The following is a 26,670-nucleotide window of genomic DNA, read 5'->3' on the forward strand; positions in this document are numbered from 1 at the left end:
GACCAGCCGGGTCCGGGGCGGGCGCCCGCGCCGGCGGCCGCGCCCGCACGGGCGCGGCGCCAGGTCTCGGCGTCCACGCCCTCGGGAACCTGGCGGAAGTCGGGACCGAAGGCGTCGTACCGCTTGCGGGTCTCCGGATCACTGAGGACGTCGTAGGCCTCAGAGATCTCCTTGAACTTCTCCTCCGCGCCCGGGTCCTTGTTGACGTCGGGGTGGTACTGGCGGGCCAGCTTGCGGTACGCGCGCTGGATCTCCTCGGAGCTGGCGCCACGGGTCACCCCGAGCGCTGCGTAGTAGTCACGGTCGCCCATCACTGCGCCCCTGCATTCCTCCGGTCGTCGCCACCACCCCCACCGCTGGCCTCCGCCTCGGTGTGACGACCGTTGTCCTTGCCTGCGGCAACGACTACGGAGGCCGGGCGAAGCTGGTGGTCGCCTTCGCCGTAACCGGCTCTGAGCACCTGGACGACCGTGCCCGGCGCTGCGTGCGGGTCTGACCGGGTGGCTACCGCCTCGTGGCGGGCAGGATCGAAGGTGGTGCCCACATCGTCTCGCCGTGGATACCCGAGGCCGCGCAGCACGCCCAGGGCCTGGTCGAGGACGGCTCGGACGCCGTCGACGATGGCGCTGGGACTGGCCCCGGAGTGAGCCAGCGCAAGCTCAAGGTTGTCCACTACTGGCAGCCAAGCCGCAGCCACCCGGGCTCGTTCCTGGGTGCGCTGTTGTTCGACGTCTCGCGCGGCCCGCTTTCGCATGTTGTCCAGATCGGCCAGCGCGCGCCGCCACAGGTCTTCCAGTTCGGCGACGCGCAGTGCCAACTGTTCGATGGCAGCCTGACCGTCAGAGTCGGCGGCGGGAGTGGTGGACGCGGCTGTGGTTGATCCGGGCACCGGGCCCGTCCCGCCTGCCGTGGCGGGCCCGGCGGGACGGGACGGCGGGGTGGGGATGTCCTTGTCGGGCATGGCTGCCTCACTCGTCGACGACTTCGGCGTCGATCACGTCATCGTCGCCGGGGCCGCCCGCGGCTCCTCCCTGCCCGGCCGGATCGGACCCCGACTGCGGGCCGGCGCCGTTGGACGGGCCGGCGGCCAGGCCGTGGAAGATCTGCTGCAGCTCACCGGTCAGCGACCGCAGCCGGTCGATCGGAGAGTCGTCCTTGACCGCCTGCCGGGCGTCGGTGATGAGCATCTCCGCCCGCGCCTTCTCGTGCACCGGCACCGCGTCGCCGAGCTCGGCTAGCCGCCGCTCCACCTGGTAGGCGGCCGAGTCGAGGGTGTTGCGCGCCTCGACCAGCTCGCGCAGCCGGGCGTCCTCGGCGGAGTGCTGCTGCGCATCGGCCACCATCCGCTCCACCTCGCCCTTGTCCAGGTTGGAGGACTCGCTGATGGTGATCTGCTGCTGCTGCCCGGTGTCCTTGTCTTTCGCAGTCACGTTGAGGATGCCGTTGGCGTCGATGTCGAAGGTGACCTCGACCTGCGGCACCCCGCGCGGCGCCGGCCGGATGTTCTCCAGCTTGAACCGGCCCAGCACCCGGTTGTCGCTGGCCCGCTCCCGTTCGCCCTGCAGCACGACGATGTCGACGGCGGGCTGGTTGTCCTCGGCGGTGGAGAAGACCTCGGAGCGGCGGGCCGGGATGGTGGTGTTGCGCTCGATGACCTTTGTCATCACCCCGCCCATCGTCTCCACACCCAGCGACAGCGGGGTGACGTCGAGCAGCAGGACGTCCTTGACCTCGCCCTTGATCACCGCGGCCTGCAGCGCGGCGCCCAGCGCGACCACCTCGTCGGGGTTGACCGACATGTTCGGGTCCTTGCCGCCGGTCAGCCGGCGCACCAGGTTCTGCACCGCCGGGATCCGGGTCGAGCCGCCGACCAGGATCACCTCATCGATGTCGTCGGCGCTCACCTTCGCGTCGGCCATCGCCTGCTGCACCGGGCCCATGCACCGCTCCACCAGGTCGGCGGTGATCGACTCGAACGTCGACCGCCGCAGGGTGGTGTTCAGGTGCTTGGGGCCGTTGGCGTCCGCGGTGATGAACGGCAGGTTCACGCTGGTCTCGGCGACCGAGGAGAGCTCGACCTTGGCCTTCTCCGCGGCCTCGAACAGCCGCTGCAGCGCCTGCGGGTCCTTGCGCAGGTCGATGCCCTCGGCCCGCTGGAACTCCTCGGCCAGGTGGTCGACGATCCGGCGGTCGAAGTCGTCACCGCCGAGGTGACCGTCGCCGGCGGTGGCGCGGACCTCCACCACGCCGTCGCCGACGTCCAGGAGGCTGACGTCGAACGTGCCGCCGCCGAGGTCGAAGACCATCACCGTCTCGTTCTTCTTCTTGTCCAGGCCGTAGGCCAGCGCCGCCGCGGTCGGCTCGTTGACGATCCGCAGCACCTCGAGCCCGGCGATGCGCCCGGCGTCGCGGGTGGCCTGCCGCTGCGCGTCGTTGAAGTACGCCGGCACCGTGATCACGGCCTCGGTGATCTTCTCCCCGAGGTACTTGGACGCGTCGTCGACCAGCTTGCGTAGCACCTGCGCGGAGATCTCCTCCGGCGCGTACTGCTTGCCACGGACGTTGAACCGCACCGCGCCCTCGGGCCCGGAGACGACGTCGAAAGTGACCGCGTCCTTCTCGCTGACCACCTCGTCGTACCGGCGGCCGATGAACCGCTTGGCCGAGGAAATGGTGCCCTTGGAGTTCAGGATCGCCTGCCGGCGGGCCAGCTGGCCGACCAGCCGCTCACCGGACTCGGTGAACGCCACCACCGACGGGGTGGTGCGCGAACCTTCGGCGTTGGCGATGACGGTGGGCTTGCCGCCCTCGGTGACCGCGATCACCGAGTTCGTGGTGCCCAGGTCGATACCGACCGCCTTAGCCATCTCAACCTCCTGGGTGCTCGTAGGGAAACGAATTCGAAAGACTTAGCTGACAGGGGATGCATCGAGGCCCGGTGGCGGGCTAGGGCTCGAGGGTCGGCACGCCGGGGACCGCCTCGCCGAACACAAGCTGCTCACCGGAGAGCAGCGGCGCCTGGCGGCGGACCGCCTGCCGTCCGGCGTCCACACGCTGGCGGGGACGGTCCGGATCGGCCTCGCCGTCCGCCGGCTCGACGAGCGGCACGGTGCGCACGGCGTCGAGCTGGACGTGGATCCAGGTCGCCCCGCAGCGCGGACAGATGAGGGATCCGGGCGCGGTGGGGGCCGGCACCGGGATGCCGTTGAGGGAGTAGTACTCCCAGTCCAGGCCGTGCCCGTCCTCGACGTGCTGCACGTCGTAGTCGGTGCTCCAGGTGTGCCCGCAGCCGGCGCAGGTGAAGCGGTAGCGCTCCACCGCAACTTCTCTGAGCACCTCTCCTCACCTCCTCTCAACCGTCATGGCCGCGCACCAACTGGGGACCTGGGGCAGCCCGCCGAACCCCTCAGCGGGCGGGTGGGCGGTGCGCCCGCCGCGGGCTCGCACACCGCCCACCGCGCAGCTCAGCTCGGCTGGCCGCCGCCTCCGCCGCCGGACTTGGCGCCGCTCTTCTGCGAGCCGCCGGCCGACAGCTGCTGCTGCCCGCCGCCACCGGTCTGCACCTCGATCCGGCGTGGCTGAGCCGACTCGGCCATCGGGATGGTCAGCTTCAGCACGCCGTTGTTGTACGTGGCCGCCACCTTCGTGGTGTCCAGGGCGTCGCCGACCTGCAGCTGCCGGGTGAAGGTGCCCTGCGGGCGCTCGGCGAGCAGGACGTTGTGGCCCTCCTCGTACTCCGCGCCGCGCTCGGCCCGGATGGTCAGCACGTTGCGTTCGCAGGTGATCTCCACGCTGCCCGGGTCGATGCCCGGCAGGTCAAGGGCGACGTGGTAGCCGTCATCGCCCTGCCAGACGTCCATCGGCATGCCCATCGGCGTCCGCCGACCCGACACCAGCTGGCTGGTCAGCCGGTCAAGACCCCGGAACGGGTCCCCGAACGGCTCGAAACGCATCACGCTCATGGTCATGCTCCTTCCTGACTGTGGTGGTTCTTCTGTGGTGATTCGTGCCCGTGAGCTTGGCGGGCACGAAGCCTTGACTGGCTCGGTGAGGCGGGCGCCGCCGAGCGGAAAGCGAGACTCAGCGCGGGTGCGGATCTCTGGTGCATCGCTCAGCTCCTGTGGACCACGACGACGGGCTTCCTGTGAAGGCACCATGCGGCGGCCAGGAGGACGACACTGACGATCAGGGCGTAGATGCCCAGCACCGTGGCCAGCGCGACGGCTCCGACGTCTGGCCGAAGCAGCACCGCGATGCCCACTACCACTGAGATGATGCCGGCGGCCGCGAGCAAGGCCTCACCGGTTCTCGCCTCACGCGGCCGCAGTCCGGAGGGAACCTCCAACAGGCCGGTGACAGCCGCGGTCGCCTGCAACAGGCCGGTGATGATGGCCCAGGCACCGGCCAACAGCACTAGGGCGAGCCCGGTGATCTGCGGCCACAGCAGGCTCATCAGGCCGGCGAGCAGGCCGGCAAGACCGGCCAGCAGGTGTGCCCATCGCGGCCGTTCCTGACCCGTCCCGCGGGCGAGAGCGCTGCCGACCAGCCCAGCGCCGTCCACCATCGCGTACGCCCCGAACAACAGGGCCAGCGCAAGCATGGTGACCTCGGGCCACACAAGCGCCAGAACACCGAAGAGCAACGCCAGCAGACCCCGCAGCGCCAGCGTCGTCGTGAGCAGCTGCCCGGCGATGAGCCGTGTCCTGCGCTGGCCACGCCCGCCGGCGTCTACGCCGCCGATGTCTGATCTCTGGGCTTCCCACCTGACGCCGCCGGCCCGAGTGGGCAGTGAGATGCGAGCTTCCATCGCGACCATCTGCTCCTTCCTTGAGGGATCGGTCGCATCCCCTCACTTCCCCAAACCTGCAGCCGCAAACATAGATTTTCTGCAGTTGGGACTAGTGGTTCGCATCAGGGTTACCGTGTGCGCTCAGGCCAGCCGCCGACGTGCCACATGCAGGCATATCGCGAGGGCCCCGCTGGGATCGGTCCGCGCTGCGCTCGGCGGCGGCCGAGCTGCCCTGCCCGAGCCGGGACGCGGCGCCGAGGGGGCCTGCGACACGGCCTGGGCCCGGCGTCAGGAAACAGGGAGCCGCGCGGCGCCTCTCCAGCTGCTGTCCGGGCTCGCCTGCCAGCTGGCGGGTTCAGTTACGCGGGGACCAGCTGTGCATGGTTGCCCACATCTGCTTCCGGCGGCGATGACTCGTTGTGCTCACGTTCGTAACGGGCAGTCGAGGAGGTCCCGAGCGCGATCACCACTGCGGTGAGCACGAGAAACCCGAGCAGGGTCAGCACCGACCAGACCAACATCCCTTCCCCCCTTCGGTACGTCGGCCGCGTCTTGGCCGTGTTCACAACCTTTACGTTCTCCCATCGCGGCTTTGGCGAAACATCTCCAGGCACGCTCTTTTGTCCTGCAACGGCAGTTATGGCGGTGCCTGTCCGCGGGCTCAGTAGAGGGCGGCGCGGGCGTGGGCCTGGCGTCGTCGGCGCCACCAGGACCAGTCGGCGGTGTGGTCCAGGTCGGGTCTCGGGGCGCGGATGAGGGTGTTGAGGCAGCCGCCGCAGTTCGGGCCCGGTCAGCGCGATGAGCTGGTCGTTTCAGGCTGCGGAGCCTCCTTTTCCGCGGTGGCGCGGGTGGCGCTCAGATAGGCGTGGGCGAGCATGGCCAGGGTGATGTGCCGGTACCAGGCGGTGTAGTCACGCACCTGATAGGAGGCCAGCCCGGCCTCGTTCTTGGCGGCGGCGAAGCACTCCTCGATGCGCCAGCGGCTGCCGGCCACCGCGATGAGCTGCTCGAGGCTGGTCTCGGCCGGTCCGGCGCAGACGTAGAAGGCCAGTTCGGCCTGCTCGCCGTCGGTGGGGGTGCTCAGGCGGGCGAGCACCCAGCGCGCCCAGCCGGGATCGGGCCCGGTCAGCACCTCGACCCGCGCCCAGTCGCAGAGGCGCAAGCCGTGCGCACCGGCGCCGGCCGACCGGCGCTGCCAGGCCGACTCGGGCAGCTCGGCGATCAGCGCGCGGACCCGGCGCTGGCGCCAGTCGACGGTGGCCACGGTGTCGTTCGACCGGGTGGCCAGCACGTAGGGCAGGCCGTGCTGCTCGCACCAGACGCGTAGCCGTCTGCCCTGGCCGTAGATCTCATCGGCGGTCAGCCAGCCGGCCGGCACGCCGGCATCCAGGGCGCGGGTGAGCATGCGGCGGGCCAGCTCGGGCTTGGTGGCGAACCCGACGTCGTCGCCGATGCCGGCGGCCCGGGCGCGATCGCGGTCGTCGGTCCAGGCCCGCGGCAGGTAGAGCTCCCGGTCGATCAGCGCCCCTCCGGCGCCGGTGGCGTAGGCGCAGAAGACGCCGATCTGGCAGTTGTCGATCTTGCCGGTCGTGCCGGTGTACTGCCGGGCCACCCCCGCCGAGCGGGTGCCCTTCTTGATGAACCCGGTCTCGTCGGCGATGAGCACTCCGCCGGGGCCGAGCCGCTCCACCACGTAACCGCGCAGCTGGTCGCGGACCGCCTCGGCGTTCCAGTCCGCGGTGCGCAGCAGCCGCTGCATCCCGTCCGGAGACACCTCGCCGGCGGCCTCGGCCAGCGTCCAGCCGTTCTTGCGCTCCAGCTGGCCAAGCAGGCCGCGCAGATAGGCCAGCACCCGAGCCCGCGGCTCGGCCCGGGCGAACGCACCGGCGATTCGGGCGTGCACTTCCTCCAGGCCCGCCGCCCAGTCCTGCACTTCGGCCACCAGGCCATTGCAGCGCATCCGGAGACGCTGCTACCAGCCCCCAGCCGATCCCGGCAGCGACACGGACGAGTGCCGTTGCAGTATTCAGTGCTGGTCAGCGGACCGTCCCCGGTCAAGTCCCCTGGCTGGTTTGCTGACGGAGCGCTCCGTGCATGATCGTTCTATGCCACCTGCTTCCGCGAAGAATGGGGCCGAGCCGCTGGGGTTTCACAGTGCCGTCGAGGGACAACCGACGGCAGAAAGCCTGGGCGAGGCACTGCTGGGTTCACTGCTCGATCGCGCCCACGTCATGCCGCCTCGACTGGTGGGACCGCTGGTGGCGCAGGAGATCCACGCCGTCGGCGGAAGCGAGATCGCGATCTTCCTGCAGGACTACGACCAGGTCCACCTCCAGCCGCTGGAAGGCGATGGCTTGGTCGGGGAACGGGTCCTCATCGACGGCAGCCTGGCCGGGCGGGCCTTCGCCACCGACACCCCGGTCGAAGAGCAGCTCCCGGACGGCTCGGTGCGCATATACCTGCCGATGCTCGATGGGTCGGACCGGATCGGGGTTCTGTCGCTGCGCCTTCCGGGCGTGAACGACGTTGATCGGCGCCTCGCACAACGGCTGGCCGGCCTGGTCGCCGACCTCATCGTGACCAAGTCTGGATACACCGACACCTTCGCCCAGACCCGCACCGCGCAGCCGATGAGCGTCGCAGCGCAGTTGCTGCGGCGGGCCCTGCCACCGCTGACCATGACGAATCCGGACGTGGAACTGGCCGGCGCCCTCGAACCGGCCTATCGGGTCGGCGGCGACAGCTTCGACTACGCGATGAACGACCACGTGCTGCACTTCGGCGTATTCGATGCCATGGGCCACGGTCTCGAGGCGGCAGCGGTGGCCACCGTCGTCATCGCTGCCTACCGCCATGGGCGCCACATCGGGTTGGAACTTCCCGAGCTGTACGCGGCGATGGATCAGGTCGTCGCCGAGGCCTTTCCAGACCGGTTCGCCACCGCCCAGATCGGCCGCCTGGACACCGAGCGTGGCGAGTTGACGTGGATCAACGCCGGACATCCTGCGCCACTGTGGGTGCGCGACGGCAAGGTGATCGGCGAGTTGACTGGGACCGTCACTCGGCCGGTCGGCTTCGGAGGCGCGGTCGCCGGGGTGATGTCGGTGCGGCTGGAGCCCGGCGACCGACTACTCGTGTTCACCGACGGCGTCATCGAGGAACGGCTGGAGGGCGGCGAGCAGTTCGGCGAGTCCCGACTCCACCAGATCCTGGAGCAGATTGGCGCCCAGCGGCTCCCTGCCGCTGAGACCGTCCGGAGGCTGTCCCACGCGCTCATGGCCGCCCGTTACGGGCATACCAGCGACGACGCCTCACTGCTGTTGATCGAGTACAAGGGGGCGCCGCGGGACGACGAACTGGCCATCGACATTCCAGAGGCCAGTCCGACTGGTCACGGCAATCGTCAGCGCTGACAGGACGGCGCTTCTGTCGCCTGGTGACTGCCTCGGTCGCAACCCGAACGGTGTCGCATTCCCGGTCTCATTGGTGCCCGGGAGCTGCCGCCGCGTGTCACTTGGTCCGGCGGAGGAGCAGCAGGGAATGTGCGCCGAGCACCAGGACGTCGCCAGCGGCGTGCCCGACGACCGGGTTGCGAGAACAACGAGAAGTTGGTGCCGCTGCCGTCATACGTGGCACCCAGCGGAAGGGCTGCCCCGGCCAGATCTCCACTCCCTCATCTTCGGGGACCGGCGATTGACCATCGGCTCCGGCCCCAGCGAGTCGACGGGCCGCGACGAGCCCCACAGTGGTTGAACTCTCACTCAGCGTCTCGCTAATCTTCCATGCACTGATCTCCGGTTCGGGCCTCTATCGCTCGCGATCAGCGCCGCCGAAGACCAGCGCCCAAGCCACCCACCCGCGGAACGCCGAGGCGAGGCAAGCCACTGAGTCCCGGCCTCCCTCGGTTGCGACGGATAGACCCCTGGCGCAGCCTCGCCCGTGGCGTCCCTACCGTGAGGGTGTGCTCGGTCTCCCCCAACGCATTCGGGCTTGTCTTTTCGACATGGACGGAGTCGTGACGCAGACCGCCACCGTCCACCAGGCCGTGTGGAAACGGGTGTTCGACGACTTCCTGCAGTCGACCTACCCCGGGCAGCGCCCGTTCAGCCTCGAGGACTACCGCCGCTACGTCGACGGCAAGCCGCGGGCGGACGGTGTCCGCGACTTCTTGGCCCACCGCGGCATCGTCCTGCCCGAGGGCAGCCCGACGGATCCGCCGGGGGCGGTTACCGTGCACGGCCTGGCCCAACGCAAAGATGAGCTCTTCCGGCGCCAGCTGAACGACCATGGCGTCGCCGTCTACCCCGACGCGGCGCGCTACCTGGAGGCAGTCAAGAACGCCGGTCTGCTCGCCGCGGTCGTGACGGCCTCGGTTCACGGTGCCGAGGTGCTGGCCTCCAGTGGGCTCTCCCGGCTGATCGATGTCCGGATCGACGGCATCATTGCCGCCCGCGACGGTCTGCGCGGAAAGCCGGCGCCCGATACCTTCCTCGCTGCGGCGCGAGCATTGGGTGTGCCGCCGGCACAGGGGGCCGTGTTCGAGGACGCGCTCGCCGGAGTGCTCGCCGGCCGGGCAGGGGGGTTCGGTTACGTCGTCGGCGTGGACCGGGTGGGGCAGGCATCTGAACTTCGAGCCCAGGGCGCCGATGTCGTCATCGCCGACCTGGAGCAGCTGCTGGCCCCGTCGTAGCCGGCTCGTAGCCACCCTCGCTGGCTGACAGTTCTGATCGCGAGTGCGGTCTTCATGGTGATGTCCACGTGGCGACGTGGTCGCGAGATGGTCACCGTGCGTCGGCGGGCCCTGGAAGGCCCGCTGGATGATGTCGTGTGCACGGTCCAGGCTCGCCGCGTGCACCGGGTGCCGGGCGTTGCGGTCCTTCCGCATGCGGCGAAGGAAACGGCCCCGCTGGCCCTGCGTGCCAACATCGAGCACAACCGGCTGGTGCATGAACAGGTGGTCATCATCTCCGGGCGCACCGAGCCCGTGCCGCACATTCCGTGGAGTCGGCGGCTCACTGTTGAGTACGTGGGTGATCACAGGAAGGGATACTGCACGTCGATGTCGCATTCGGATTTCAGGACAAGATGGACTTTCCTGAAGTTCTGCGGCGGGCCCTAGCGCAAGACCATGGAGGCGCAGGACCCGGCGTTGACCTGAACAGGTCGACATCTGACGAGCCACAGACTGCAACGGCCGGCCCCCGAGCGGGGACCGGCCGTTGCGAGCACGTGGCCTCTCAGCGGGACTGGTTCTCCGCCTGCCACATCCAGTAATGCTTCTCCAGGGCCGCGGTGATCTCGATCAGCAGATCCTGGGTCACCTGGTCCTCCTCGGTCGCGTCGATGCGTTCGCGCATACGGGCGACCATCTGGTCGAAGACGTCGACGAAGAACGCGATCGCATCCTCGGTCTGGATCCACTCGACCGGAGGCTGGGGCACCCGGCTCTGCGCCCGCAGGGCGTCGACGCGGCCGTCGGGCAGGACGCCGATCGCGGCCGCGCGCTCGGCCGCCACGTCGGTGTACTGCCGAGCCGTGTCCACCACGTCGTCGAGCTGCAGGTGGATGCTGCGGAAGTTGCGGCCCACGATCGTCCAGTGCACCTGCTTGGCGATCAGGCTCAGGTCGCTGAGGTCGACCAGGGTGCCCTGCAGCGCCTCACCGGCGATCTTCTGAACGTTCTCGGGAAGGGGGCTCTTGATCAGTGCCATCTCCGACTCCCTCCTCGTCGTGGATGTTGTTGGACATTCATCGGTTGTTCGTAGTCAGCGCCCCCGTAGACCACGATGGGCCTGGCTGACGGTCAGGCGAGGTCTGCCTTGCCGAACAGCGGGGCGTAGCCAGCCGGGAGCTGGGTGAGGATCTGGTTGAGCTCTCCGCCGCTGACCGCCTCGGCCAGTGTGGTGAGCACGGCGCTGGCGTCCCACCGTGCGGTCTCCTCGGTGGCGGACAGTTCTCCGGCCACTCGGCGCAGGAACTCCTCCACACCGAACGCCTCCTGGGGTCCGGCGGTGAGCACGGCGTCCTGCAGCTCGCCCGGGAGTTGGGCAGCGAGGTCCTTGCGCTCGCCGTCCACCAGTCGCTGGCCGAGCAAGCCGAGCACGGCGCGTGTCGCGCGGTCGGCTTCGGTCTGGTCGGCGTACTCGCCGTGTTCGCGGACCTTGGCGAGGAACTCGTCGTATCGCATGACGCTCCTTCCTTGCTCCTGTTGCATGCACCGGGATCACGAGCGGGGGCCTTGTCAGGTCCTGCGGGGTTCGGCGGTCGGGTCAGATCAGCCTGTGCCGGGCGAGTACCCACTGCAGCTCTCGCGGGGTCGGCTGTTCCAGCCACTCGCCCGCGACGTTGACGACAGGGTTGCGCAGGTCACCGCCGGCCATCCAGCGCAGCCGCCGCTTCATCTCCGGGTGCAGGTCGAGGTCGACGTACCGGTAAGGCACACCGGCCCGATCCAGGATGCGGCGAGTCATCTGCGTGATGCCGCACCACCGGTTGCCGTAGACGGTGACCGGAGCGACGGCGACGGCCGGGCGCACACCGGGCATGACGGGGGCCGTCATGCTGATACCTCCCTCCTTGTCAGCTTGGTGTGATGGGGGCTCGCGCTCAGGCCGCCGATGGCTGGTCCGTCAGCCGGTCGAGCGCGGCGAACAGGTCGTAGATGTCAGGCAGGTGCTCCACCCGTGGGGACACATCGGCGTAGCGGATCACCCCGTCGGCGTCGATGACGTACAGCGCACGGTCACTGAAGCCGTCGGATTCCCGCCACACGCCGTACCGGCGGGCGACTTCTCCCTTGGGGTGGAAGTCCGCCAGCAGCGGGAAGGTGATCCCGCGAACGGCGGCCCAGGCGCCATGGCTGTAGATCGAATCGACCGAGACCCCGATCAGCGCCGCACCGCGGGCCTCGAACTCCGCCAGCTCCTGCTGGTAGAGCTCCAGCTGGCGGCTGCATCCGGGGCTCCAGTCCAGCGGGTAGAAGACCAGCACGACGGGGCGGCCGCGAAAGTCGGACAGGCTGACCGGCTGGCCGTTGACGTCAGGCAGGGTGAAGTCCGGCGCCAGCGTGCCCACCGGGAGGCCGGTGGACTCGGCTGCTCCGCTCATCGGCGGTGCGGTCAGGTACAGGTCGGCCACGTCCTGCAGCGTGGTGCCGGTGGCTCCCGACGGGTCCGGCGCTGGCGACGGGGCCTGCCGCGCCACTTCCTGCACGATCGCGTGTAGGACCGAGAGCGCCTCGGTCGTCGGCGAGTCGTCCAGCTGGTCGCCGAGTTCGGCGAAACGCTCCTCCAGCTGCTGGAGCCGACTGGGCGCCACAGGCATCACAGCGGATGACGTCATGGCATCACACCTCTTCGTCAGTGAACGGCTTCGTCAGTGCACGGCGGGGACGCCCGGCGTCCCGGGTCGGCGCCGCCGTGGGCGCCGACCCGGAACGAAGACCGGGCGGCCGGGTGAGCGACCACCCGAGGGACGGCGGGGTATGCGGTGAGGCCGCATCCCGGTCAGCTGCTGATCTGGATCCGGCGGGGCTTGGCCTGCTCGGGCTTGGGCACGCGCACAGTCAGCACGCCGTCGTCGAGGTGAGCGCTGACCTTGTCCGCGTCGACGTCGGCGGGCAGGGTGACCGAGTAGTGGAACTCCCCGACCCGGCGGGTGCGTCGGCGCAGGATTCCGGTGCGCTCCTTCTCCTTGACCTCACCGGAGACGGTGAGCTGGCGGTCGCTGAGCTGGATGTCGATGTCCTCGCGCTTGATCCCAGGCAGATCGATCTCGACGACGTAGGCGTCGTCGGTCTCCTCCACGTCGGCCAGCGGAGCCCAACCCTGGAGGCCGCCGCTGGCGTTGGCCTCCCACAGGGAGTTGACGCGCTGGGTGAGCTCGTCCAGCTCACGGAAGGGATCCCAGCCGGCGACTGCGCGCGAACGGGAACGGACAGGCAGTGTCATCTGAGTCAACCTCCTTTGCGAACCGGAAGGATGTGAACTGCGACTGTGAAGTACTCCAGCCGGCGTTTACTTAAACCTGCAGTGTTGACTATAGATTCCCCGGAAGAGTTGCGTCACCAGACGTCCGCTTCAGGTCGCGGAAGTCGGTCGACCTGCGGAGGGCTGGCGGGAGACGTCCGCCGTGACCCCCGTTCAGTTTGCGACCTGCCGGGGAGCGCCTCGTCCTTCGAGCGGCGGAGAAGCGGGCATGGGAGAGAGCGGTCGACTGCTGTCGGCGTTGCGCGCGGCCGAGACGAACTCTCGCCGCGGATCGAGGACCTGGCCTAGTGCGATGACCTCGCGACGGAACAACGAGGCCAGCAGCCAGTCGGCGACGATCCGGACCTTGCGGTCGAACGTCGGCATGCGGCTGACGTGATAGGCGCGGTGCATCAGCCAGGCCGGCCACCGCCTGAGTTTGATCCCGTAGACCTGGGCCACCCCCCGGTGCAGCCCCAAGCTGGCGACCGACCCGACATAGCGGTGCCGGTAGGGCACCGGTTCCTGCCCGGCCAGCACCTTGACGATGTTGTCGGCCAGCCGCTTGGCCTGCCGGACGGCGTGCTGGGCGTTGGGCGCGGTGGTCGCGCCTGGCTCGGTCAGGTCCGGCACGGCGGCGAGATCCCCGGCCGCCCAGGCGTCGCGCAGGCCGGTCACCTGCAGCGTCGCGTCGCACCGCACCCGGCCGCGGCCGTCGACCGGCAGGTCGGTGTGCGCCACGACCGGGTTCGGTTTCGTTCCGGCCGTCCAGACCAGTGTCTCGCCGGCGAACTGCTCGCCGTCGAAGAGCCGGACCACCCCGTCGTCGGACACCGACTCCAGCCGGGTGTTCAGCCGCACCTCGATGCCCCGGGCCTTCAGTTGACGCACCGTCCACGCGGCCAGGTCGAGGTCGACCTCGGGCAGGATGCGGCCGGTCGCCTCGACCAGCACCCAGCGCATGTCGGCCGGGGAGAGCCGCGGGTGGTAGTGCTCGATGGCATAGCGGGCCATGTCCTCCAGCTCGGCCAGCGCCTCGATGCCGGCGTAGCCACCGCCGACGAACGTGAAGCTGAGTGCCCTGCGGCGCACCGCGGGGTCGTCCGTAGAGCTGGCGGCGTCGAGCCGGGCCAGGACGTGGTTGCGCAGGTAGATGGCCTCGCCGACGGTCTTGAAGCCGATGCCGTGCTCGGCCAGCCCCGGGATCGACAGGGTGCGGGCCACCGAGCCGGCGGCCATGACGAGCACGTCGTAGGAGAGCTCGAAAGGCGCTCCTTCCAGTGGGGCGACGTGGGCGGTGCGCTCGGCGTGGCACAGGCCGGTCACCGCGCCGGTGATGATCCGGCAGCCGCGCAGTGTCCGGCGCAGTGGGACGACGACGTGCCGCGGTTCGACCGAGCCGGCGGCGGCCTCGGGCAGGAACGGCTGGTAGGTCATGTGCGGCTGTGGGTCGACCACCACGATCTCGGCCTGCCCGCGGACGAGCCGCTTCTGCAGCCGCAGCGCGGTGTAGAGGCCGACGTAGCCCCCGCCCACCATCAGGATCACGGGTCGCTGAGCCATGCCAGATGGCTAACCGCGACGGCCGGGGACGCAACCTCACGACCTCGACCCGGACCTGTGTGTCCGGTCACACCGGCCGGCAGGTGCGGCCGGTGTGGGCCTGTCCCGGTGCTTTGGGTGGCACCCGGACGGGCCAGCCCACGAACGCGGTACAGAGTCGGGGGTTTGCTGGACACGACCTAGTCGAGCTAACGCTCACCGATCGGCACCGGTTCACCGGGCCGACTGGCGTGCGCCGCTGGGTTGGGGTGTTCTGCCGCGGACGGGAGCATGGTGTCCTCGAGCGCCCGCCGGGGCAGCCCCGCGGCCTCGTAGGCCTGCTCGGCGTCGAGGGTCTCGGCCGCCAACAGCGCCCGGGCGAGGCGGTCGAGGCGCTCCCGGTGCTCGGTCAGGGTGACGCGGGCCTGGGCGTAGCACTCGTCGAGGATCCGCCGCACCTCAGCGTCGACCAGCTCGCGGGTGGCCGGCGCCGGCCCGCTGCCGTCCAGGGCGAGGGGCTGCTCGGTGCGCGGATCGGGTAGCACCGAGACCGGCCCGACGGCCTCGGACATGCCCCACCGGCCAACCATCTGCCGGGCGATCTTGGTGGCCTGTTCGAGGTCGTTCTCCGCCCCGGTGGTGATGTCGCCGTAGATCAGTTCCTCGGCCGCCCGACCGCCGAGCGCACCGACGATCCGCCCCCGCAGATAGCGTCGGCTGTAGCCGTAGCGGTCGGTCTCTGGGCTCTGCAAGGTGACGCCGAGAGCCATCCCGCGCGGGATGATCGAAATCTTGCGCACCGGGTCCGCACCAGGGGTGAGCATGCCGAGCAGCGCATGCCCGGACTCGTGATACGCGGTGCGCTCCCGCTCCTCGGGAGTCAACAGGATCTTGCGCTCCGCGCCGAGGACGATCTTCTCCAGCGCGTCGGTGAGGTCGGCCATCTGCACACGGTCGTGATTGCGACGGGCGGCGAGCAGCGCGGCCTCGTTGACCAGGTTGCGCAGGTCGGCGCCGACCATGCCCGGCGTGGCGGAGGCGAGCACGGCCAGGTCGACGTCGTCAGCGATCGGCACGCCGCGGGTGTGGACAGCAAGGATCTGCTGACGGCCGGTGGTATCCGGCGGGTTGACCGCCACCCGGCGGTCGAACCGGCCGGCCCGCAGCAGCGCGGGATCGAGGATCTCCGGGCGGTTGGTCGCCGCCATGACGACCACGCCCTCGCTGCCGTCGAAGCCGTCCATCTCGGTGAGGATCTGGTTGAGGGTCTGCTCGCGCTCGTCGTGCCCGCTGAGGCTGACGCCGCCGCCGCGAGCCCGGCCGATCGCATCGAGTTCGTCGATGAAAATGATCGCCGGGGCTTCCTTCTTGGCCTGCTCGAACAAGTCCCGGACCCGGCTGGCGCCGACGCCGACGATCATCTCGATGAACTCGGCGGCCGAGACTGAAAAGAAGGGCACACCGGCCTCGCCGGCGACGGCGCGGGCCAGCAGGGTCTTGCCGGTGCCCGGTGGTCCGGTGAGCAGCACTCCCCTGGGCACGGTGGCGCCGAGGCGCCGGTAGCGGTCGGGGTTTCGGAGGAAGTCGACGATCTCCTTGACCTCCTCCTCCACGTCATCTATGCCGGCCACATCGTCGAACGTGGTGCGCGGGCCGGTCTCCGGGCTGTAACGGCGGGCCTTGGACCTGCCCAGCCCCAGTCCTCCACCCAGGCCGGCGGCGCCGGCCGAGCGCCGAGCCAGCCACACCAGCAGGGCCACCAGCAAGATGGTGGGACCGAAGCCGAACAAGAACTGCTGCCAGACCGGGACGCGGTCCGGCGGTTCGGCGTTCACGGTGACGTCCTCGCTCAGCAGCAAGTCCATCAGACCGTCGTCGGCGAAAGAAGGTCGCTGGGTGGAGAACAGCGTTCCGCTCTGGGGCTGCCCACCCAGGGCCCGACTCAGTTCAGCAGGGGACTGTTGTTCCCGGCCGTCACCGCCCTGCGACCCCTGCTCCTCGGGGGGAAAAGTGACCGCCTCCTCGAATCTCCCCTCGATGGTGTCGCCGATGGTGGTGACCTCGGCGACGTTGCCCGCCTCCACCTGCTCACGGAAGAACGTGTACGGCACCTCCAAGCGCTGCGGTGGCGCCAGCAGTAGGCCCGACACCACCCAGTTCAGAACGAGCAATCCCGCCAGTACGAGCCAGAACCGACTACCGCCCGGCCGGCGCCAGCTCGCCGTCCACCGGTCGGATTCGGTATCCGGTCGCTCCCCCTCCACTCGCCACGGGGGGCGCCACCGGGGGCTGGCCCCGTTGTCCTGCCTGGTCCCATCACGTCGATTGACCGCGGGGCCCCAGTCGGTGAGAGCCCCATCCTCCCGGACGGTCATGCTGTGCCTCCTCATCAGCGCCCTACCGTCGGCGGGTCCGCGCTGCCGCCAGCCCCACGCCACCTTGCTCCCGGACGGCGAGCGCCCGAATCGGTGGCGTAAACAGTCTTGCCCGGCGTGATCCGCGATGAACACCCGATCTGCGGCCAGGCTCGCCCGTCGTCGGCCAGCGTTCCACCGGCTGACGCTGAGGACCCGCGGACGGCTCGAGGCGGCCCGACCATCTGGAACTCAGACGAAGAGCCCGCCGGTCCACCGCGGACCGGGCTGGGCAGCCCTCCGCCCTGACTCCTTCGCGGTCGCCGTCGCCCGTTCGGCATACTGCCCGTGGTGAACACTTGCGAAGGTTCAGTAGTCCCCGTACTCGTGGGCTACGACGGGTCACTGAGCGCCAGCACCGCCATTCAAGCCGGCGCCCGACTGCTTCCAGCGGCGGTGACGCAGGTCGTCCACCAGTGGGAACCGCCGTTCGACTTTCCGGAGCTGCGCCATCGGTTGAGGCGCGACGCGGCCACCCTGGATGAGCTGATGGAGGCCCTGGAGTCAGAAGGTGCCGCCGAGGCCGGACGGGTCGCCGGGCTCGGGGTCGCCATCGCGCAGGCCGCCGGTTCGACCGCGCGCGGCCTTTGGTGCAGCGCGGCTACGGCGGCGTCGGCTACCAGTTTGCTCAGCTGGCAGAACGCCACGGAAGCCAGGTCGTGGTCATCGGCTCCCGGGGGCTCAGCGGTCTCAAGGCGCTGCTGGGGAGCGTCTCCGACATCGTCGTGCAGATCAGCCCGGTGCCCGTTCTCGTCGTCCCGCACCCACTGACCACCGGCGAATGGGCGGCCGCCACCGACGGGCCAATTCTGGTGGCGCAGGACGGCTCCCCCGGCTCCGCGCAGGCGCGCGCACGTGCCGCTCAGCTGTTCCCGCAGCGCCGCATCATGCGAGCGAGTGTCGAAGACGAGCAGAACACCGGCACAGACCCTGACGTGGTCCATCTTCCACGCCGGGGAGTGGGCGCGGTGGGCGTCGCCGAGACGCTGTCGGAGTATGCGGCCCAGCAACACGCGGTAGCCATCGTGGTCGGCTCCCGGGGCGTTCAGTCGGCCCCATGCTGGCGCTCGGCGGAGTGGCCAAGGCAGTCGCCCACCACGCCCAACGTCCGGTACTCATGGTCCTGACCGACCGGCAGCGGAGCCGCGCCGAACCGAGTGAGGTAGACGCGCGGCCCGCTCTCCTTTCGCCGCTGAGCTGAGAACAACGTCATCGTGCGCCCGCCGAGTCAGTAGGCCCCTGGCCTCGACCAACCCGGCCACGCCTGTCGCGGGGCGTCGGGAACGGGCACGTTCACGGGGCCGGTTCACGGGGCAACTCGCACGCCGGATGCCTGGGGAGGACACCTCGTCTGCAATGGCGGCCGATCCGCTCAGCTTGGAGGCGACCCTGCTCGACGCCTCGGGGCTCCGCCGTCACCGCCTGGAGGCCAGCCCTTGGGGCCGTGGTCCTGCAGGTAGACTGGCGGGGCCATGTGCGGGAGCTCGGAGTCACCGGGCTGAGAGGGCGGCTGAACGTGCCGCCGACCGCTTGAACCTGACCGGGTAATGCCGGCGTAGGGAGCGATCATGAGCACGTCCGGCGCGGCGCGTCCCACCCCGTCCTCAGCGGACGCCCCGATCACCCTGTCCGAGCCGCCGCCGCGGACCCTCGGCCTGCGGGACACCGCGGGATTGTGGGGCAACCTGGGCATCAGCCTGCTGCTGCCGGTCGCGGCCACCTACGTGGTGCTCGCCGACCGGCCGCTGTCGGCGACGATCGGCGCGATCGTCGTGGGTGCGGTGATCGGCTCGGTGCTGCTGGGGCTGGGCGCGGCGGCCGGGGCCCGGGAGGGCGTCCCGGCGATGGTGCTGATGCGCGGCCTGCTGGGCCGGCGGACGTCGTACCTGCCCACCGCCCTCAACCTCGTGCAATGCGTGGGGTGGGCGGCGTTCGAGGTGTGGATCATCGCGGAGGCCGCCTCGCGGGCACTCGGCGCGCCCCGCTGGCCCTTCGTGTTGGCCGCCGGGGCGCTGGCGACGCTGATGGCGCTACGCCCATTGGGAGCGGTGCGGGTGCTGGCGCGCTACGCCGTGTGGGCGGCACTCGCGGCACTGGTCTACCTCTTCGTCGAAGTGTTGTCCCGACCGCTGCCCCCGGTCACCGAGGGCGGGGCGGCGTCGTTCTGGACGGCGGCCGACATCGTGATCGCGCTGCCGGTCTCCTGGTTCCCGCTGGCGGCGGACTACACCCGGCACGTACGCCGGGGACGGGACGCGTTCATCGGCGCCGCCGCCGGCTACGGCGCCGCCGCCATCGCCCTGTTCACCCTCGGTGCGCTGGCGCTGGTCGCCTACGGCCGGGCCGGCCTCGACGTCGTCGACGCGCTGCTGGCCGTGCCGCTCGGGCTGCTCGCCGTCCTGGTGCTGCTGGTCGTGGAGGTGGACGAGGCCTTCGCCAACCTCTACTCCACCGCGGTCTCAGCGCAGAACATCGTGGGCCGCCTCGACCGCCGGGTCCTGGCCGGCATCGTGGGGGTGCTCGCCACCGCCCTGGCGCTCGCGGTCGACCTGGTCGCCTACGAGCCCTTCCTCTTCCTGATCGGCGCAGTGTTCGTCCCCCTCGTCGGCGTCTTCATCGTCGCCTACTGGCTGCTGCCGCGGGGCGCGTGGGACGTGTCGGACACCGCCCCGGCGCGGCCCCTGCTCCTGGTGGCCTGGGCGGCCGGTTTCCTGGCCTACCAGCTGACCCTGCCGACGTTCTTCGCCGGGCCGGGCGCGGGCTGGACGGCCTGGTGGGCGGCCCGACAGGCCGATCTGGGTATCGACCCGGCCAACGGCTGGTCGGCGTCGTTGGTCAGCCTGGCCGTCGCCGCCGGCCTCGCCGCCCTGCTCTCCCTCCCCGACGTGGTTCGGGCCCGGCGGGCCGTGGTCCGGTGAGAGCCGTGATCGGCCGGCTGCACGTCCTCACCGACCCGCGGGGCGGGCAGCTCGCCCTCGACGCCGTCGTCGCCGCGGTCACCGCCGGCGCACCGGTGGTGCAGATCCGGCAGAAGGACTGCACCGACCGCGCGCTGTACGACTTCGCCGCCGCCGTGACCGCGATCTGCGCAGGCTCGGGGGCCACCTGCATCGTCAACGACCGCGTCGACGTGGCCCTCGCCGTGGGGGCCACCGGTACCCATTTGGGCGCCAACGATCTGCCGGTCGCCGCCGTCCGTCGGGTGGCGGGCCCGGGACACGTGATCGGCGGGACGGCGCGCAACCCGCAGCAGGCCCGCGATCTGGTGACGGCGGGCGCGGACTACATCGGTGTGGGACCCGCCTACGCCACGACGACCAAGTCCGGGCTGCCGGAGCCGATCGGCCCGGCCGGGGTCGGAGCCGTGGCCGGCGCGGTCGACGTGCCGGTCATCGCCATCAGCGGGGTGACCGCCGAACGCGTTCCCGAGCTACTCGCGGCCGGCGCCTGGGGAGTGGCAGTGGTCTCGGCGGTGTCCGGCGCAGCGGACCCGGCCGCTGCCACCCGCCGGTTCCTCTCCCAACTTGGCGGTGCCCGGTGACCGACGTCGTGGTCGCCGGCGGCGGCCTGATCGGCTTGTCGGTCGCGTGGCGGTCGGCGCAGCGCGGCCTGGCGGTGACTGTCGTTGACGACGCTCCCGGCGCCGGCGCCTCCTACGCCGCGGCCGGGATGCTCGCGCCGGTGACCGAGGTGGCCTACGGCGAGGAGCCGCTGCTGCGGCTGTGCCTGGCCTCGCTGCAGCGCTATCCCGCCTTCGTCGCGGAACTGGCGCAGGTCGGCGGCGTTGCGGTGTGGCTGCGCACCGCCGGAACCCTGCTCGTCGGCTTCGACGAGGACGATCTGCGTGCGCTGTCCGCGCTACACGTCTTCCAGCAAGAACTCGACCTGGAGGTCCATCGGCTGACCGGCCGCCAGTCCCGCCGACACGAGCCTTCCCTGACCCCGCGGGTGCGCGGGGGACTGCACGTGCCCGGCGATCACTCGGTCGATCCGCGGGCGTTGCACCGGGCGCTGCTGGCCGCCGCCGCGGCCGCCGGCGTGGAACTGGTCCGCTCGCGGGTCGAAGCGGTCCGGGTCCAGGGCGGGCGGGCCACCGGGCTGCGGCTGGCCGGCGGCGAGGAACTGGCCGGGGACGCCGTCGTCCTCGCGCTCGGGGCGCACAGCGCCTCGTTACCGGGGGTGCCTTCGCTGCCCGTGCGGCCCGTCAAGGGCCAGATCCTGCGGCTGCGCGGGGCCGCCGGCCTGCTCAATGGCACCGTGCGCGCGCTGGTGCGGGGCCGGCAGGTCTACCTGGTGCCCTCTGGCGATGACCGGCTGGTCGTCGGCGCCACCGTCGAGGACCGCGGCTTCGACGCCGCGGTCACCGCCGGCGGCGTGCACGACCTGCTGCACGACGCGATCGACGTCGTCCCCGGGGTCACCGAACTGGAGCTGGTGGAGACGCTGGCCCGGTGGCGTCCCGGCAGCCCGGACAACGCCCCGGTGCTCGGGCAGTCGGGCCTACCCGGCCTGGTGCTGGCCACCGGGCACTACCGCAACGGCGTGCTGCTGACACCTGTCACCGGAGAGGCGATCGCCGAGTTGCTCGACTCGGGAAGCCTCCCGGCGCTCGCCGGACCCTTCACCGTCGACCGGTTCCGGAGGTGACCGACGTGCAGGTGACGGTCAACGGCGTACCGACCGAGATCGACCAGACCGCGACGGTGGCAGTCCTCGTCACGGCGCTCGGGGGCGCGCACCGTCGGGTCGCGGTCGCGGTCAACTGCGAGGTCGTGCCGCGCAGCAGGTGGGAGACGACCGCGCTGGCTCCCGGCGACAGCATCGAGGTCCTCGCCCCAACCGCAGGAGGTTGACCCAGATGACGACACACCAGGTGGATTCGACCCCGCAACAGCAGGAGGCCGCCGACCCCTTCATGGTCGCGGGAGAGACGTTCACCTCCCGACTGCTGCTCGGCACCGGAGGCGTCCCCAGCCTCGAGGCGCTCGAACGGGCCGTCGTGGCATCGGGAACCCAGCTGGTCACGGTCGCGCTGCGCCGGGTGGACGCCTCGACCGGCGGGGGGCTGCTGGAGGTGCTCGACCGCTGCGGAGTCCGGCTGCTGCCCAACACGGCCGGGTGCCGGACCGCGCGGGAAGCGGTGCTCACCGCCGATCTGGCCCGCGAAGCGTTCGACACCTCCTGGGTCAAACTCGAGGTCATCGGCGACGATGTCACCCTGCTGCCCGACGCGGTGGAGCTGCTGGACGCCGCCGAACAGCTCGTCGGCGACGGTTTCACCGTGCTGGCCTACACCAACGACGACCCGATCTTGGGCCGACGCCTGGCCGACGCCGGATGCGCCGCCGTCATGCCGCTGGGCTCCCCCATCGGCAGCGGCCTGGGCATCCGCAACCCGCACAATATCGCGCTGCTCCGCGAGGCGGTCGACGTGCCGGTCGTGCTCGACGCCGGCATCGGCACCGCCTCCGACGCGAATCTGGCGATGGAACTCGGCTGCGACGCCGTGCTGCTCGCCTCGGCCGTGACCCGGGCCCGCGATCCGGAGCGGATGGCGCTGGCGATGCGGCATGCCGTCGAAGCCGGCCGGCTCGCCCGCGGCGCCGGCCGCATCCCACGCCGCTGGCACGCCGAGGCGTCCACCCCGATGGAAGGGCTGGCAGAGCTGTGAAGCTGCCGCCGCTGCTGGTACTCACCGACCGGACCCAGTGCCCCGGGCCGCTGGTCGATGCGGTCGCCGCAGCCGTCGACGGCGGCGCCCGGGCTGTCGTGCTCCGGGAGAAGGACCTGCCCGACCACGAACGCGACCGCCTGGCCGAGCAGCTTCGCGCCCTGCTCGCCCCGGTCGGTGGCGTGCTGATCCGCGCCGGCGCCGCGGGCAACGGCCACGCCGAGGCGGTTCATTTGGCGGCGACCGATCCCTTTCCCGACCCGAGGCCGAAGCTGGTCGGCCGCTCCTGCCATGACCGCCACGAGGTGCTACGGGCACGGCGGGAGCGCTGCGACTACGTAATGATCTCCCCCGTCTTCCCCACCGCCTCCAAGCCCGGCTACGGACCGGCGCTGGGGCCGGCGGGACTCGCCACGCTGATCACCGGAGCGCCACCGGCCTACGCCCTCGGGGGAATCCGACCCGACGACGTCGCAGGCTGCCTCGCCGCCGGGGCGCGGGGCGTCGCGGTCATGGGGGCGATCATGCGCGCCCCTACGCTCGTTCCCGCCTACCTCGCCGCGCTGAGAGAGGCGGTCGCATGACCCCGCCCGTGGCGCTCACCATCGCCGGCTCGGACTCCAGCGGCGGCGCCGGCATCCAGGCCGACCTGAAGACCTTCGCCGCGCTCGGCGTCTTCGGCACCTCGGCGATCACGGCAGTCACCGCACAGAACACCGTGGGCGTCCACGGCATCCACCCGGTGCCCGCCGAATTCGTCGTCGCCCAGGTCCAGGCGGTCGTCGATGACCTCCCGGTCGCATCGGTGAAGACCGGCATGCTCGCCACCGCCGAGACCGTGCAGGCCGTCGCTGACCTCGCCGCCGCCGGCCGGTTGCCCAGGCTCGTCGTCGATCCGGTGATGGTCGCCTCCAGCGGTGACCGGCTGCTCGAACCCCAGGCCGAGCAGCTCTACCTGACGGCCCTGCTGCCGCATGCGACCGTGTTCACCCCCAATCTCCGCGAGGCCGAACTCCTGCTCGGCGCCCGCATCCGCACCCTGAACGAACAGCGGGAAGCGGCCCGTACGCTCGGCGCGCTCGGCCCGGCCACCGTGGTGGTCAAGGGCGGCCATGCGGTCACCGATACGGCCGACGAGACAGTCGATGTTGCGTGGGACGGCGAGCGGGTCTACGAGCTGCGGGGGCCCAGGATCGACACCCCGAACAATCACGGCACCGGCTGCACCTTTGCCTCCGCCACCGCAGCGGGCCTGGCTACGGCCCAGGGGGTGCGCGAGGCGATCGAAGGTGCGAAGGCTTTCGTCACCCAGGCGATCGCTCTCGGCGCCGCCTGGCGACTGGGCCATGGCCACGGGCCCCTCAACCACCTGGGCCCCGCACCGACCACCGCAGCCCACGATAGGGAGGTTGACGCTCAGCAGTGCCAGGTCGGTCCCTGCCCGGTACCCGACGCTCGCCTATGAAAGACCCTGCGTCGACCACGGCCCTGGGAACCTGTGCGGGTCCGGCCCGCACATCACCGTTGCCGGTCGCCGTATCCCGGCCGAGACGGACGGGGCCCGGCCTCCGCCCGGACGAACCCACCAGGAATCCCGGCCTGCAGCTCCTCCAGGCCAGCCGCCCAGTCCGGCACCTTGGCCACCAGGCCCTCCCCCTCACATCCAGAAGCGCTGGGCAGCCCTGGGCCGATCCCGCAGCGACACACCCGAGCGAGGTGCAGCGCTAGGGGAGGAATACTTGCCGGCCGGGGTGGGAACGCAGTTGTGTGACACTGGGTCATACAATGGTGCAACCCAAGTCGATACGGAGGCGATAGGAGGGAAACATCGATGACAGACAGCGGCTACAGCCCCACCGGCGAGTGGGGGCGACACGCGACTGGCGGTCAGGTCGTGATCGGGTCATATCCCAACTACACCGACGCGGAACGGGCGGTCGACTACCTTTCTGACCACGGCTTTCCGGTAGAGCGAACGGCTATCGTCGGGCGTGGTCTCACTAGCTATGAACAGGTTACCGGTCGCATGACCATTGGCCGGGCGGCGGGTAGCTCGGCACTGAGCGGTGCGATCATCGGGGCATTGTTCGGGTGGCTGTTCGGACTCTTCGACTGGATCAACCCGCTGGTCACGGGCGTGCTGCTAGCCCTGTATGGGCTGGTGTTTGGCGCCATTCTCGGTGCTGTGCTGGGCGCACTGACGCACGCACTGACCCGCGGGCGCCGGGACTTTTCCTCCATGCCAGGATTGCGGGCAGACAGCTACGATGTGCTTGTCGATGTGCATGTTGCTCAGCAGGCGATGCAGCTGCTCGAGCGTCCGGGCGCGCCCGGACGTGGCCTGGGCGTCAGGAAATGAATGTCGCGTAGGCCACCCCAATCGCGGGAAAGGGCGCTTACCCATCCGCGGGCAGAGGGTCGACCAGCATCGTCACCTCGCGGGCACTAGAAGGACCAGTTCAACCGTGCAAGTTGCGCTTTCTGCGCGCGGTCAGGCCTAGTGCTGTAAAGGCGCCCCGGCTGATCAAAAGCGTCTCGGTACCCGCGATCCACGGTTGAGGATGCAGGGAGGTTCGCAGGCTCCCGCCCAGCAACCTTGACCCGAAGCCAACTGACACCACGAGGAGGCTTGATGAAGGCGCACGAGTTTTACGCCAAGGTTCGTGAACGCGGCGGCTACGACGACGCCGCCGAGGCCCAGCGGGTCACCGCCGCCACCCTGGCGCTGCTGGGTCAGCGGCTCGTCGGCGGTGAGGCCAAGGACCTCGCCGCGCAACTTCCCCCTGAGCTACAGCCACCTTTGCTTGACGCCGATGGACCGGCCGAACGCTTCGGCGTCACGGAGTTCCTCTCGCGAGCCGCGGAAGCGCTCGGGACCTCCGAGGAGGCCGCCAAGTGGGATGTCAGCGCTGTGTTGACGACGGTTGGCGAGGCAGTGACCGGCGGCCAGCTCAACCAGATTCTGACCCAGCTGCAGCCCGGCTACGCCGAGCTGTTCGGTAAGCCAGATCTCGCCTGACCCGTGGCCCAGCGGGCCGCCGGCGGGCTGACGAGCCCGTCGGCGGCCTGCGCTCGCTCGACGCTTCTACACCAGTCACCCTGCTCACCACTCGGTAGCCGGGTATCACCGAACCGGGTCGGCCACGGCTTGACCATGGCGTGTACCCAGCCGGGTCGAGCACGGCGAACATCGGTCCGGTGCTGTAGGCAGAGCCCCCAGCACCTCCACCGGCACGTCCCTCCGGCCTGGTGATACTGGTGTCGGCTATCAGCAGTCTGGCGCCGTGCCGACTAGCTGCGTCGTGCGTCACGGCGGTCCAGCATCGCGGCTGTGGTGACCGCACCCAGCTTGCCCGTTACGTAGAATTCCCGGCGCGGTAGCTGGCGGTGGCCAGGGTCACGACAAACCGGCAAACCGCCGATAGAGAACTCGTGGAGCGGAATCTCGCGCAAACGAGCTCGGCAGCTGCCTCACGGGCGAGACACCGTGCCCCCGAGCCCCATGACGTCGATGAGCTAACCGACACCGTGGCGATCTCCCCGCTCTGCCTGGCATACGGTCAACACGCCGCCAGGACGGCGGGCCTGCCCGAGTTGTGGCCAGCGACCAGACCCCGCGCGGTTCCCATCGGGCACGATGCACCCGTAGCGAAGCTCGACGCCGATGCCGGCGCCCCTGACCAGCCGACGGCCGCCGGTCGCCTTGTGCACCTGCTCGCCGGTCGGCTGCGCCGCTGGCAGCGGTCGGCCTGACCATCGGCGGCGTCCGCAGATCCGTCACGAGTGTTCGGGGCGCCAGACGATCGTCACCCGGGCCACGCGGTCCACTCCGGCGGCGATCGCGATGGCCGCAGCTCCACGGCGCATCGCGTCGCAGGCGATCTCCGATGCCTCGCGCTGGTCGTCTACGACAAGCCGCTCCACACGCGCGGCTTCTTCGGCGCTCACGGTTCCGCTCGCGGGTGGAAACGTCCTCACCAACTGGCAGATAGTGAGGCGGCAACCCGTGGGGCAGTCGAACTCGATGGGATCCACGAACTGACCGGCGTCTCTCCAGCCCACCGCCGCACGGTCCCCGCAGCGCGGACACAGCTCCCAGGTGATCCACTCGCTCTCGGTCAACGCCACCCCACCCCCTGTGGCCCGGCTCTTCGGCTTTCGTCCCACCCCTCGAGCCGAGTCGAACACGTTGAGTGGTCACTCGATCGGCGGACCTCGGAGCAGCGTGTCACCGTTGGACAGTGCCGGTGGGCCCCGGCGCCCCGTTGGGGAGGCTCCCGCCCGCCA

At 70.5% G+C, this 26,670-nt stretch carries 28 protein-coding genes and 1 riboswitch; of the genes, 13 read left to right on the forward strand and 15 right to left on the reverse strand.

Annotation, left to right across the window (positions count from 1 at the left end):
• The 7 genes from E4P40_RS11675 to E4P40_RS11710 form a co-directional block, all read right to left on the reverse strand.
• Positions 1-311 (reverse strand): DnaJ domain-containing protein (locus E4P40_RS11675; RefSeq protein ID WP_167762192.1); only part of this gene is annotated, 311 nt, incomplete at its 3' end.
• A complete protein-coding gene (locus tag E4P40_RS11680; RefSeq protein ID WP_135158791.1) occupies positions 311-961 on the reverse strand; it encodes a nucleotide exchange factor GrpE in 651 nt (216 codons plus the stop codon). The genes E4P40_RS11675 and E4P40_RS11680, both read right to left, overlap by 1 nt.
• Positions 962-968: 7 nt before the next feature.
• Positions 969-2,867: a molecular chaperone DnaK gene (gene dnaK / locus E4P40_RS11685; protein WP_135158792.1), complete on the reverse strand. Its 1,899-nt coding sequence runs from the start codon at positions 2,865-2,867 to the stop codon at positions 969-971.
• 79 nt (positions 2,868-2,946) lie between these two features.
• A complete protein-coding gene (locus E4P40_RS11690) occupies positions 2,947-3,336 on the reverse strand; it encodes a hypothetical protein (RefSeq protein ID WP_135158793.1) in 390 nt (129 codons plus the stop codon).
• Between the two features lie 128 nt (positions 3,337-3,464).
• Positions 3,465-3,962: an Hsp20/alpha crystallin family protein gene (locus tag E4P40_RS11695; protein ID WP_135158794.1), complete on the reverse strand. Its 498-nt coding sequence runs from the start codon at positions 3,960-3,962 to the stop codon at positions 3,465-3,467.
• Between the two features lie 149 nt (positions 3,963-4,111).
• A complete protein-coding gene (locus tag E4P40_RS11700; protein WP_209305275.1) occupies positions 4,112-4,816 on the reverse strand; it encodes a DUF308 domain-containing protein in 705 nt (234 codons plus the stop codon).
• Positions 4,817-5,579: 763 nt separating this feature from the next.
• The gene (locus E4P40_RS11710) at positions 5,580-6,749 is read right to left on the reverse strand and encodes an IS701 family transposase (protein WP_135158796.1); all 1,170 of its coding nucleotides are present in this window, start codon (positions 6,747-6,749) and stop codon (positions 5,580-5,582) included.
• A gap of 145 nt (positions 6,750-6,894) precedes the next feature.
• On the opposite strand from E4P40_RS11710, the gene E4P40_RS11715 reads away from it, so the two are divergent.
• The 3 genes from E4P40_RS11715 (at position 6,895) to E4P40_RS11725 (ending at position 9,908) form a co-directional block, all read left to right on the forward strand.
• Positions 6,895-8,202: a PP2C family protein-serine/threonine phosphatase gene (locus tag E4P40_RS11715; protein WP_135158797.1), complete on the forward strand. Its 1,308-nt coding sequence runs from the start codon at positions 6,895-6,897 to the stop codon at positions 8,200-8,202.
• A 548-nt stretch (positions 8,203-8,750) separates the two neighbouring features.
• Positions 8,751-9,479: a beta-phosphoglucomutase family hydrolase gene (locus tag E4P40_RS11720; protein WP_135158798.1), complete on the forward strand. Its 729-nt coding sequence runs from the start codon at positions 8,751-8,753 to the stop codon at positions 9,477-9,479.
• A gap of 33 nt (positions 9,480-9,512) precedes the next feature.
• A complete protein-coding gene (locus tag E4P40_RS11725; RefSeq protein ID WP_280790606.1) occupies positions 9,513-9,908 on the forward strand; it encodes a KUP/HAK/KT family potassium transporter in 396 nt (131 codons plus the stop codon).
• A 118-nt stretch (positions 9,909-10,026) separates the two neighbouring features.
• On the opposite strand, the gene E4P40_RS11730 is transcribed toward E4P40_RS11725, so the two are convergent.
• The 7 genes from E4P40_RS11730 to ftsH all read right to left on the reverse strand — a co-directional run bounded on the left by E4P40_RS11730 (position 10,027) and on the right by ftsH (position 16,688).
• Entirely contained in the window at positions 10,027-10,500 is a 474-nt protein-coding gene (locus E4P40_RS11730; RefSeq protein ID WP_135158800.1) for a DNA starvation/stationary phase protection protein, read from the reverse strand.
• A gap of 92 nt (positions 10,501-10,592) precedes the next feature.
• Entirely contained in the window at positions 10,593-10,976 is a 384-nt protein-coding gene (locus E4P40_RS11735) for a DUF2267 domain-containing protein (protein WP_135158801.1), read from the reverse strand.
• Between the two features lie 82 nt (positions 10,977-11,058).
• Entirely contained in the window at positions 11,059-11,349 is a 291-nt protein-coding gene (locus E4P40_RS11740; protein WP_209305276.1) for a glutaredoxin family protein, read from the reverse strand.
• A gap of 46 nt (positions 11,350-11,395) precedes the next feature.
• Entirely contained in the window at positions 11,396-12,130 is a 735-nt protein-coding gene (locus tag E4P40_RS11745) for a peroxiredoxin (protein WP_209305277.1), read from the reverse strand.
• Between the two features lie 164 nt (positions 12,131-12,294).
• Positions 12,295-12,738, reverse strand: a complete 444-nt coding sequence (locus tag E4P40_RS11750) for an Hsp20/alpha crystallin family protein (protein WP_135158802.1) — start codon at positions 12,736-12,738, stop codon at positions 12,295-12,297.
• 192 nt (positions 12,739-12,930) lie between these two features.
• Entirely contained in the window at positions 12,931-14,319 is a 1,389-nt protein-coding gene (locus tag E4P40_RS11755) for an NAD(P)/FAD-dependent oxidoreductase (protein WP_135158803.1), read from the reverse strand.
• 188 nt (positions 14,320-14,507) lie between these two features.
• Entirely contained in the window at positions 14,508-16,688 is a 2,181-nt protein-coding gene (gene ftsH, locus E4P40_RS11760; protein WP_348519643.1) for an ATP-dependent zinc metalloprotease FtsH, read from the reverse strand.
• A 614-nt stretch (positions 16,689-17,302) separates the two neighbouring features.
• Here ftsH and E4P40_RS11765 point away from each other — a divergent pair.
• From E4P40_RS11765 to E4P40_RS11810, 10 genes are all read left to right on the forward strand, one after another.
• Positions 17,303-17,839 (forward strand): universal stress protein, encoded by a 537-nt coding sequence (locus tag E4P40_RS11765; RefSeq protein ID WP_167762193.1) that lies wholly within the window; start codon positions 17,303-17,305, stop codon positions 17,837-17,839.
• A gap of 339 nt (positions 17,840-18,178) precedes the next feature.
• A riboswitch (TPP riboswitch) is annotated at positions 18,179-18,291 on the forward strand.
• Positions 18,281-19,630: a cytosine permease gene (locus E4P40_RS11770; protein ID WP_135158806.1), complete on the forward strand. Its 1,350-nt coding sequence runs from the start codon at positions 18,281-18,283 to the stop codon at positions 19,628-19,630. Its footprint overlaps the riboswitch before it by 11 nt.
• Positions 19,627-20,253, forward strand: coding sequence for a thiamine phosphate synthase (thiE, locus tag E4P40_RS11775; RefSeq protein ID WP_135158807.1), 627 nt, complete (start codon positions 19,627-19,629; stop codon positions 20,251-20,253). Before E4P40_RS11770 ends, thiE begins: the two co-directional genes overlap by 4 nt.
• Positions 20,250-21,359 carry a glycine oxidase ThiO gene (gene thiO / locus E4P40_RS11780; RefSeq protein WP_135158808.1) on the forward strand — a complete coding sequence of 370 codons (1,110 nt, stop codon included), beginning with the start codon at positions 20,250-20,252 and terminating at the stop codon, positions 21,357-21,359. The genes thiE and thiO overlap by 4 nt, the downstream gene beginning before the upstream one ends.
• The gene (gene thiS / locus E4P40_RS11785; RefSeq protein WP_245160279.1) at positions 21,356-21,565 is read left to right on the forward strand and encodes a sulfur carrier protein ThiS; all 210 of its coding nucleotides are present in this window, start codon (positions 21,356-21,358) and stop codon (positions 21,563-21,565) included. Before thiO ends, thiS begins: the two co-directional genes overlap by 4 nt.
• Before the next feature lie 5 nt (positions 21,566-21,570).
• The gene (locus E4P40_RS11790; protein ID WP_135158809.1) at positions 21,571-22,383 is read left to right on the forward strand and encodes a thiazole synthase; all 813 of its coding nucleotides are present in this window, start codon (positions 21,571-21,573) and stop codon (positions 22,381-22,383) included.
• On the forward strand, positions 22,380-22,967 hold the full coding sequence (locus tag E4P40_RS11795; RefSeq protein WP_135158810.1) for a thiamine phosphate synthase: 588 nt from the start codon (positions 22,380-22,382) through the stop codon (positions 22,965-22,967). Before E4P40_RS11790 ends, E4P40_RS11795 begins: the two co-directional genes overlap by 4 nt.
• Positions 22,964-23,848: a bifunctional hydroxymethylpyrimidine kinase/phosphomethylpyrimidine kinase gene (gene thiD, locus E4P40_RS11800; protein WP_135158811.1), complete on the forward strand. Its 885-nt coding sequence runs from the start codon at positions 22,964-22,966 to the stop codon at positions 23,846-23,848. The genes E4P40_RS11795 and thiD overlap by 4 nt, the downstream gene beginning before the upstream one ends.
• A 366-nt stretch (positions 23,849-24,214) precedes the next feature.
• Positions 24,215-24,742 carry a general stress protein gene (locus E4P40_RS11805; RefSeq protein ID WP_209305279.1) on the forward strand — a complete coding sequence of 176 codons (528 nt, stop codon included), beginning with the start codon at positions 24,215-24,217 and terminating at the stop codon, positions 24,740-24,742.
• A 273-nt stretch (positions 24,743-25,015) separates the two neighbouring features.
• Positions 25,016-25,402, forward strand: coding sequence for a DUF2267 domain-containing protein (locus E4P40_RS11810; RefSeq protein ID WP_135158812.1), 387 nt, complete (start codon positions 25,016-25,018; stop codon positions 25,400-25,402).
• Between the two features lie 758 nt (positions 25,403-26,160).
• Here the strand turns inward: E4P40_RS11810 and E4P40_RS11815 are convergent.
• Positions 26,161-26,505 carry a hypothetical protein gene (locus tag E4P40_RS11815; protein WP_135158813.1) on the reverse strand — a complete coding sequence of 115 codons (345 nt, stop codon included), beginning with the start codon at positions 26,503-26,505 and terminating at the stop codon, positions 26,161-26,163.
• Between the last annotated feature and the right edge of the window lie 165 nt (positions 26,506-26,670).

It is taken from the genome of Blastococcus sp. CT_GayMR20 (assembly GCF_004570345.1).

Excerpts from the sequence above, each read along its gene's own strand:
- E4P40_RS11680 (WP_135158791.1), bottom strand. The coding sequence starts at position 961 with ATGCCCGACAAGGACATCCCCACCCCGCCGTCCCGTCCCGCCGGGCCC.
- dnaK (WP_135158792.1), bottom strand. The coding sequence starts at position 2,867 with ATGGCTAAGGCGGTCGGTATCGACCTGGGCACCACGAACTCGGTGATC.
- E4P40_RS11695 (WP_135158794.1), bottom strand. The coding sequence starts at position 3,962 with ATGAGCGTGATGCGTTTCGAGCCGTTCGGGGACCCGTTCCGGGGTCTT.
- E4P40_RS11700 (WP_209305275.1), bottom strand. The coding sequence starts at position 4,816 with ATGGTCGCGATGGAAGCTCGCATCTCACTGCCCACTCGGGCCGGCGGC.
- E4P40_RS11710 (WP_135158796.1), bottom strand. The coding sequence starts at position 6,749 with ATGCGCTGCAATGGCCTGGTGGCCGAAGTGCAGGACTGGGCGGCGGGC.
- E4P40_RS11715 (WP_135158797.1), top strand. The coding sequence starts at position 6,895 with ATGCCACCTGCTTCCGCGAAGAATGGGGCCGAGCCGCTGGGGTTTCAC.
- E4P40_RS11730 (WP_135158800.1), bottom strand. The coding sequence starts at position 10,500 with ATGGCACTGATCAAGAGCCCCCTTCCCGAGAACGTTCAGAAGATCGCC.
- E4P40_RS11735 (WP_135158801.1), bottom strand. The coding sequence starts at position 10,976 with ATGCGATACGACGAGTTCCTCGCCAAGGTCCGCGAACACGGCGAGTAC.
- E4P40_RS11740 (WP_209305276.1), bottom strand. The coding sequence starts at position 11,349 with ATGACGGCCCCCGTCATGCCCGGTGTGCGCCCGGCCGTCGCCGTCGCT.
- E4P40_RS11745 (WP_209305277.1), bottom strand. The coding sequence starts at position 12,130 with ATGACGTCATCCGCTGTGATGCCTGTGGCGCCCAGTCGGCTCCAGCAG.
- E4P40_RS11750 (WP_135158802.1), bottom strand. The coding sequence starts at position 12,738 with ATGACACTGCCTGTCCGTTCCCGTTCGCGCGCAGTCGCCGGCTGGGAT.
- E4P40_RS11755 (WP_135158803.1), bottom strand. The coding sequence starts at position 14,319 with ATGGCTCAGCGACCCGTGATCCTGATGGTGGGCGGGGGCTACGTCGGC.
- ftsH (WP_348519643.1), bottom strand. The coding sequence starts at position 16,688 with ATGAGGAGGCACAGCATGACCGTCCGGGAGGATGGGGCTCTCACCGAC.
- E4P40_RS11770 (WP_135158806.1), top strand. The coding sequence starts at position 18,281 with ATGAGCACGTCCGGCGCGGCGCGTCCCACCCCGTCCTCAGCGGACGCC.
- E4P40_RS11790 (WP_135158809.1), top strand. The coding sequence starts at position 21,571 with ATGACGACACACCAGGTGGATTCGACCCCGCAACAGCAGGAGGCCGCC.
- thiD (WP_135158811.1), top strand. The coding sequence starts at position 22,964 with ATGACCCCGCCCGTGGCGCTCACCATCGCCGGCTCGGACTCCAGCGGC.
- E4P40_RS11805 (WP_209305279.1), top strand. The coding sequence starts at position 24,215 with ATGACAGACAGCGGCTACAGCCCCACCGGCGAGTGGGGGCGACACGCG.
- E4P40_RS11810 (WP_135158812.1), top strand. The coding sequence starts at position 25,016 with ATGAAGGCGCACGAGTTTTACGCCAAGGTTCGTGAACGCGGCGGCTAC.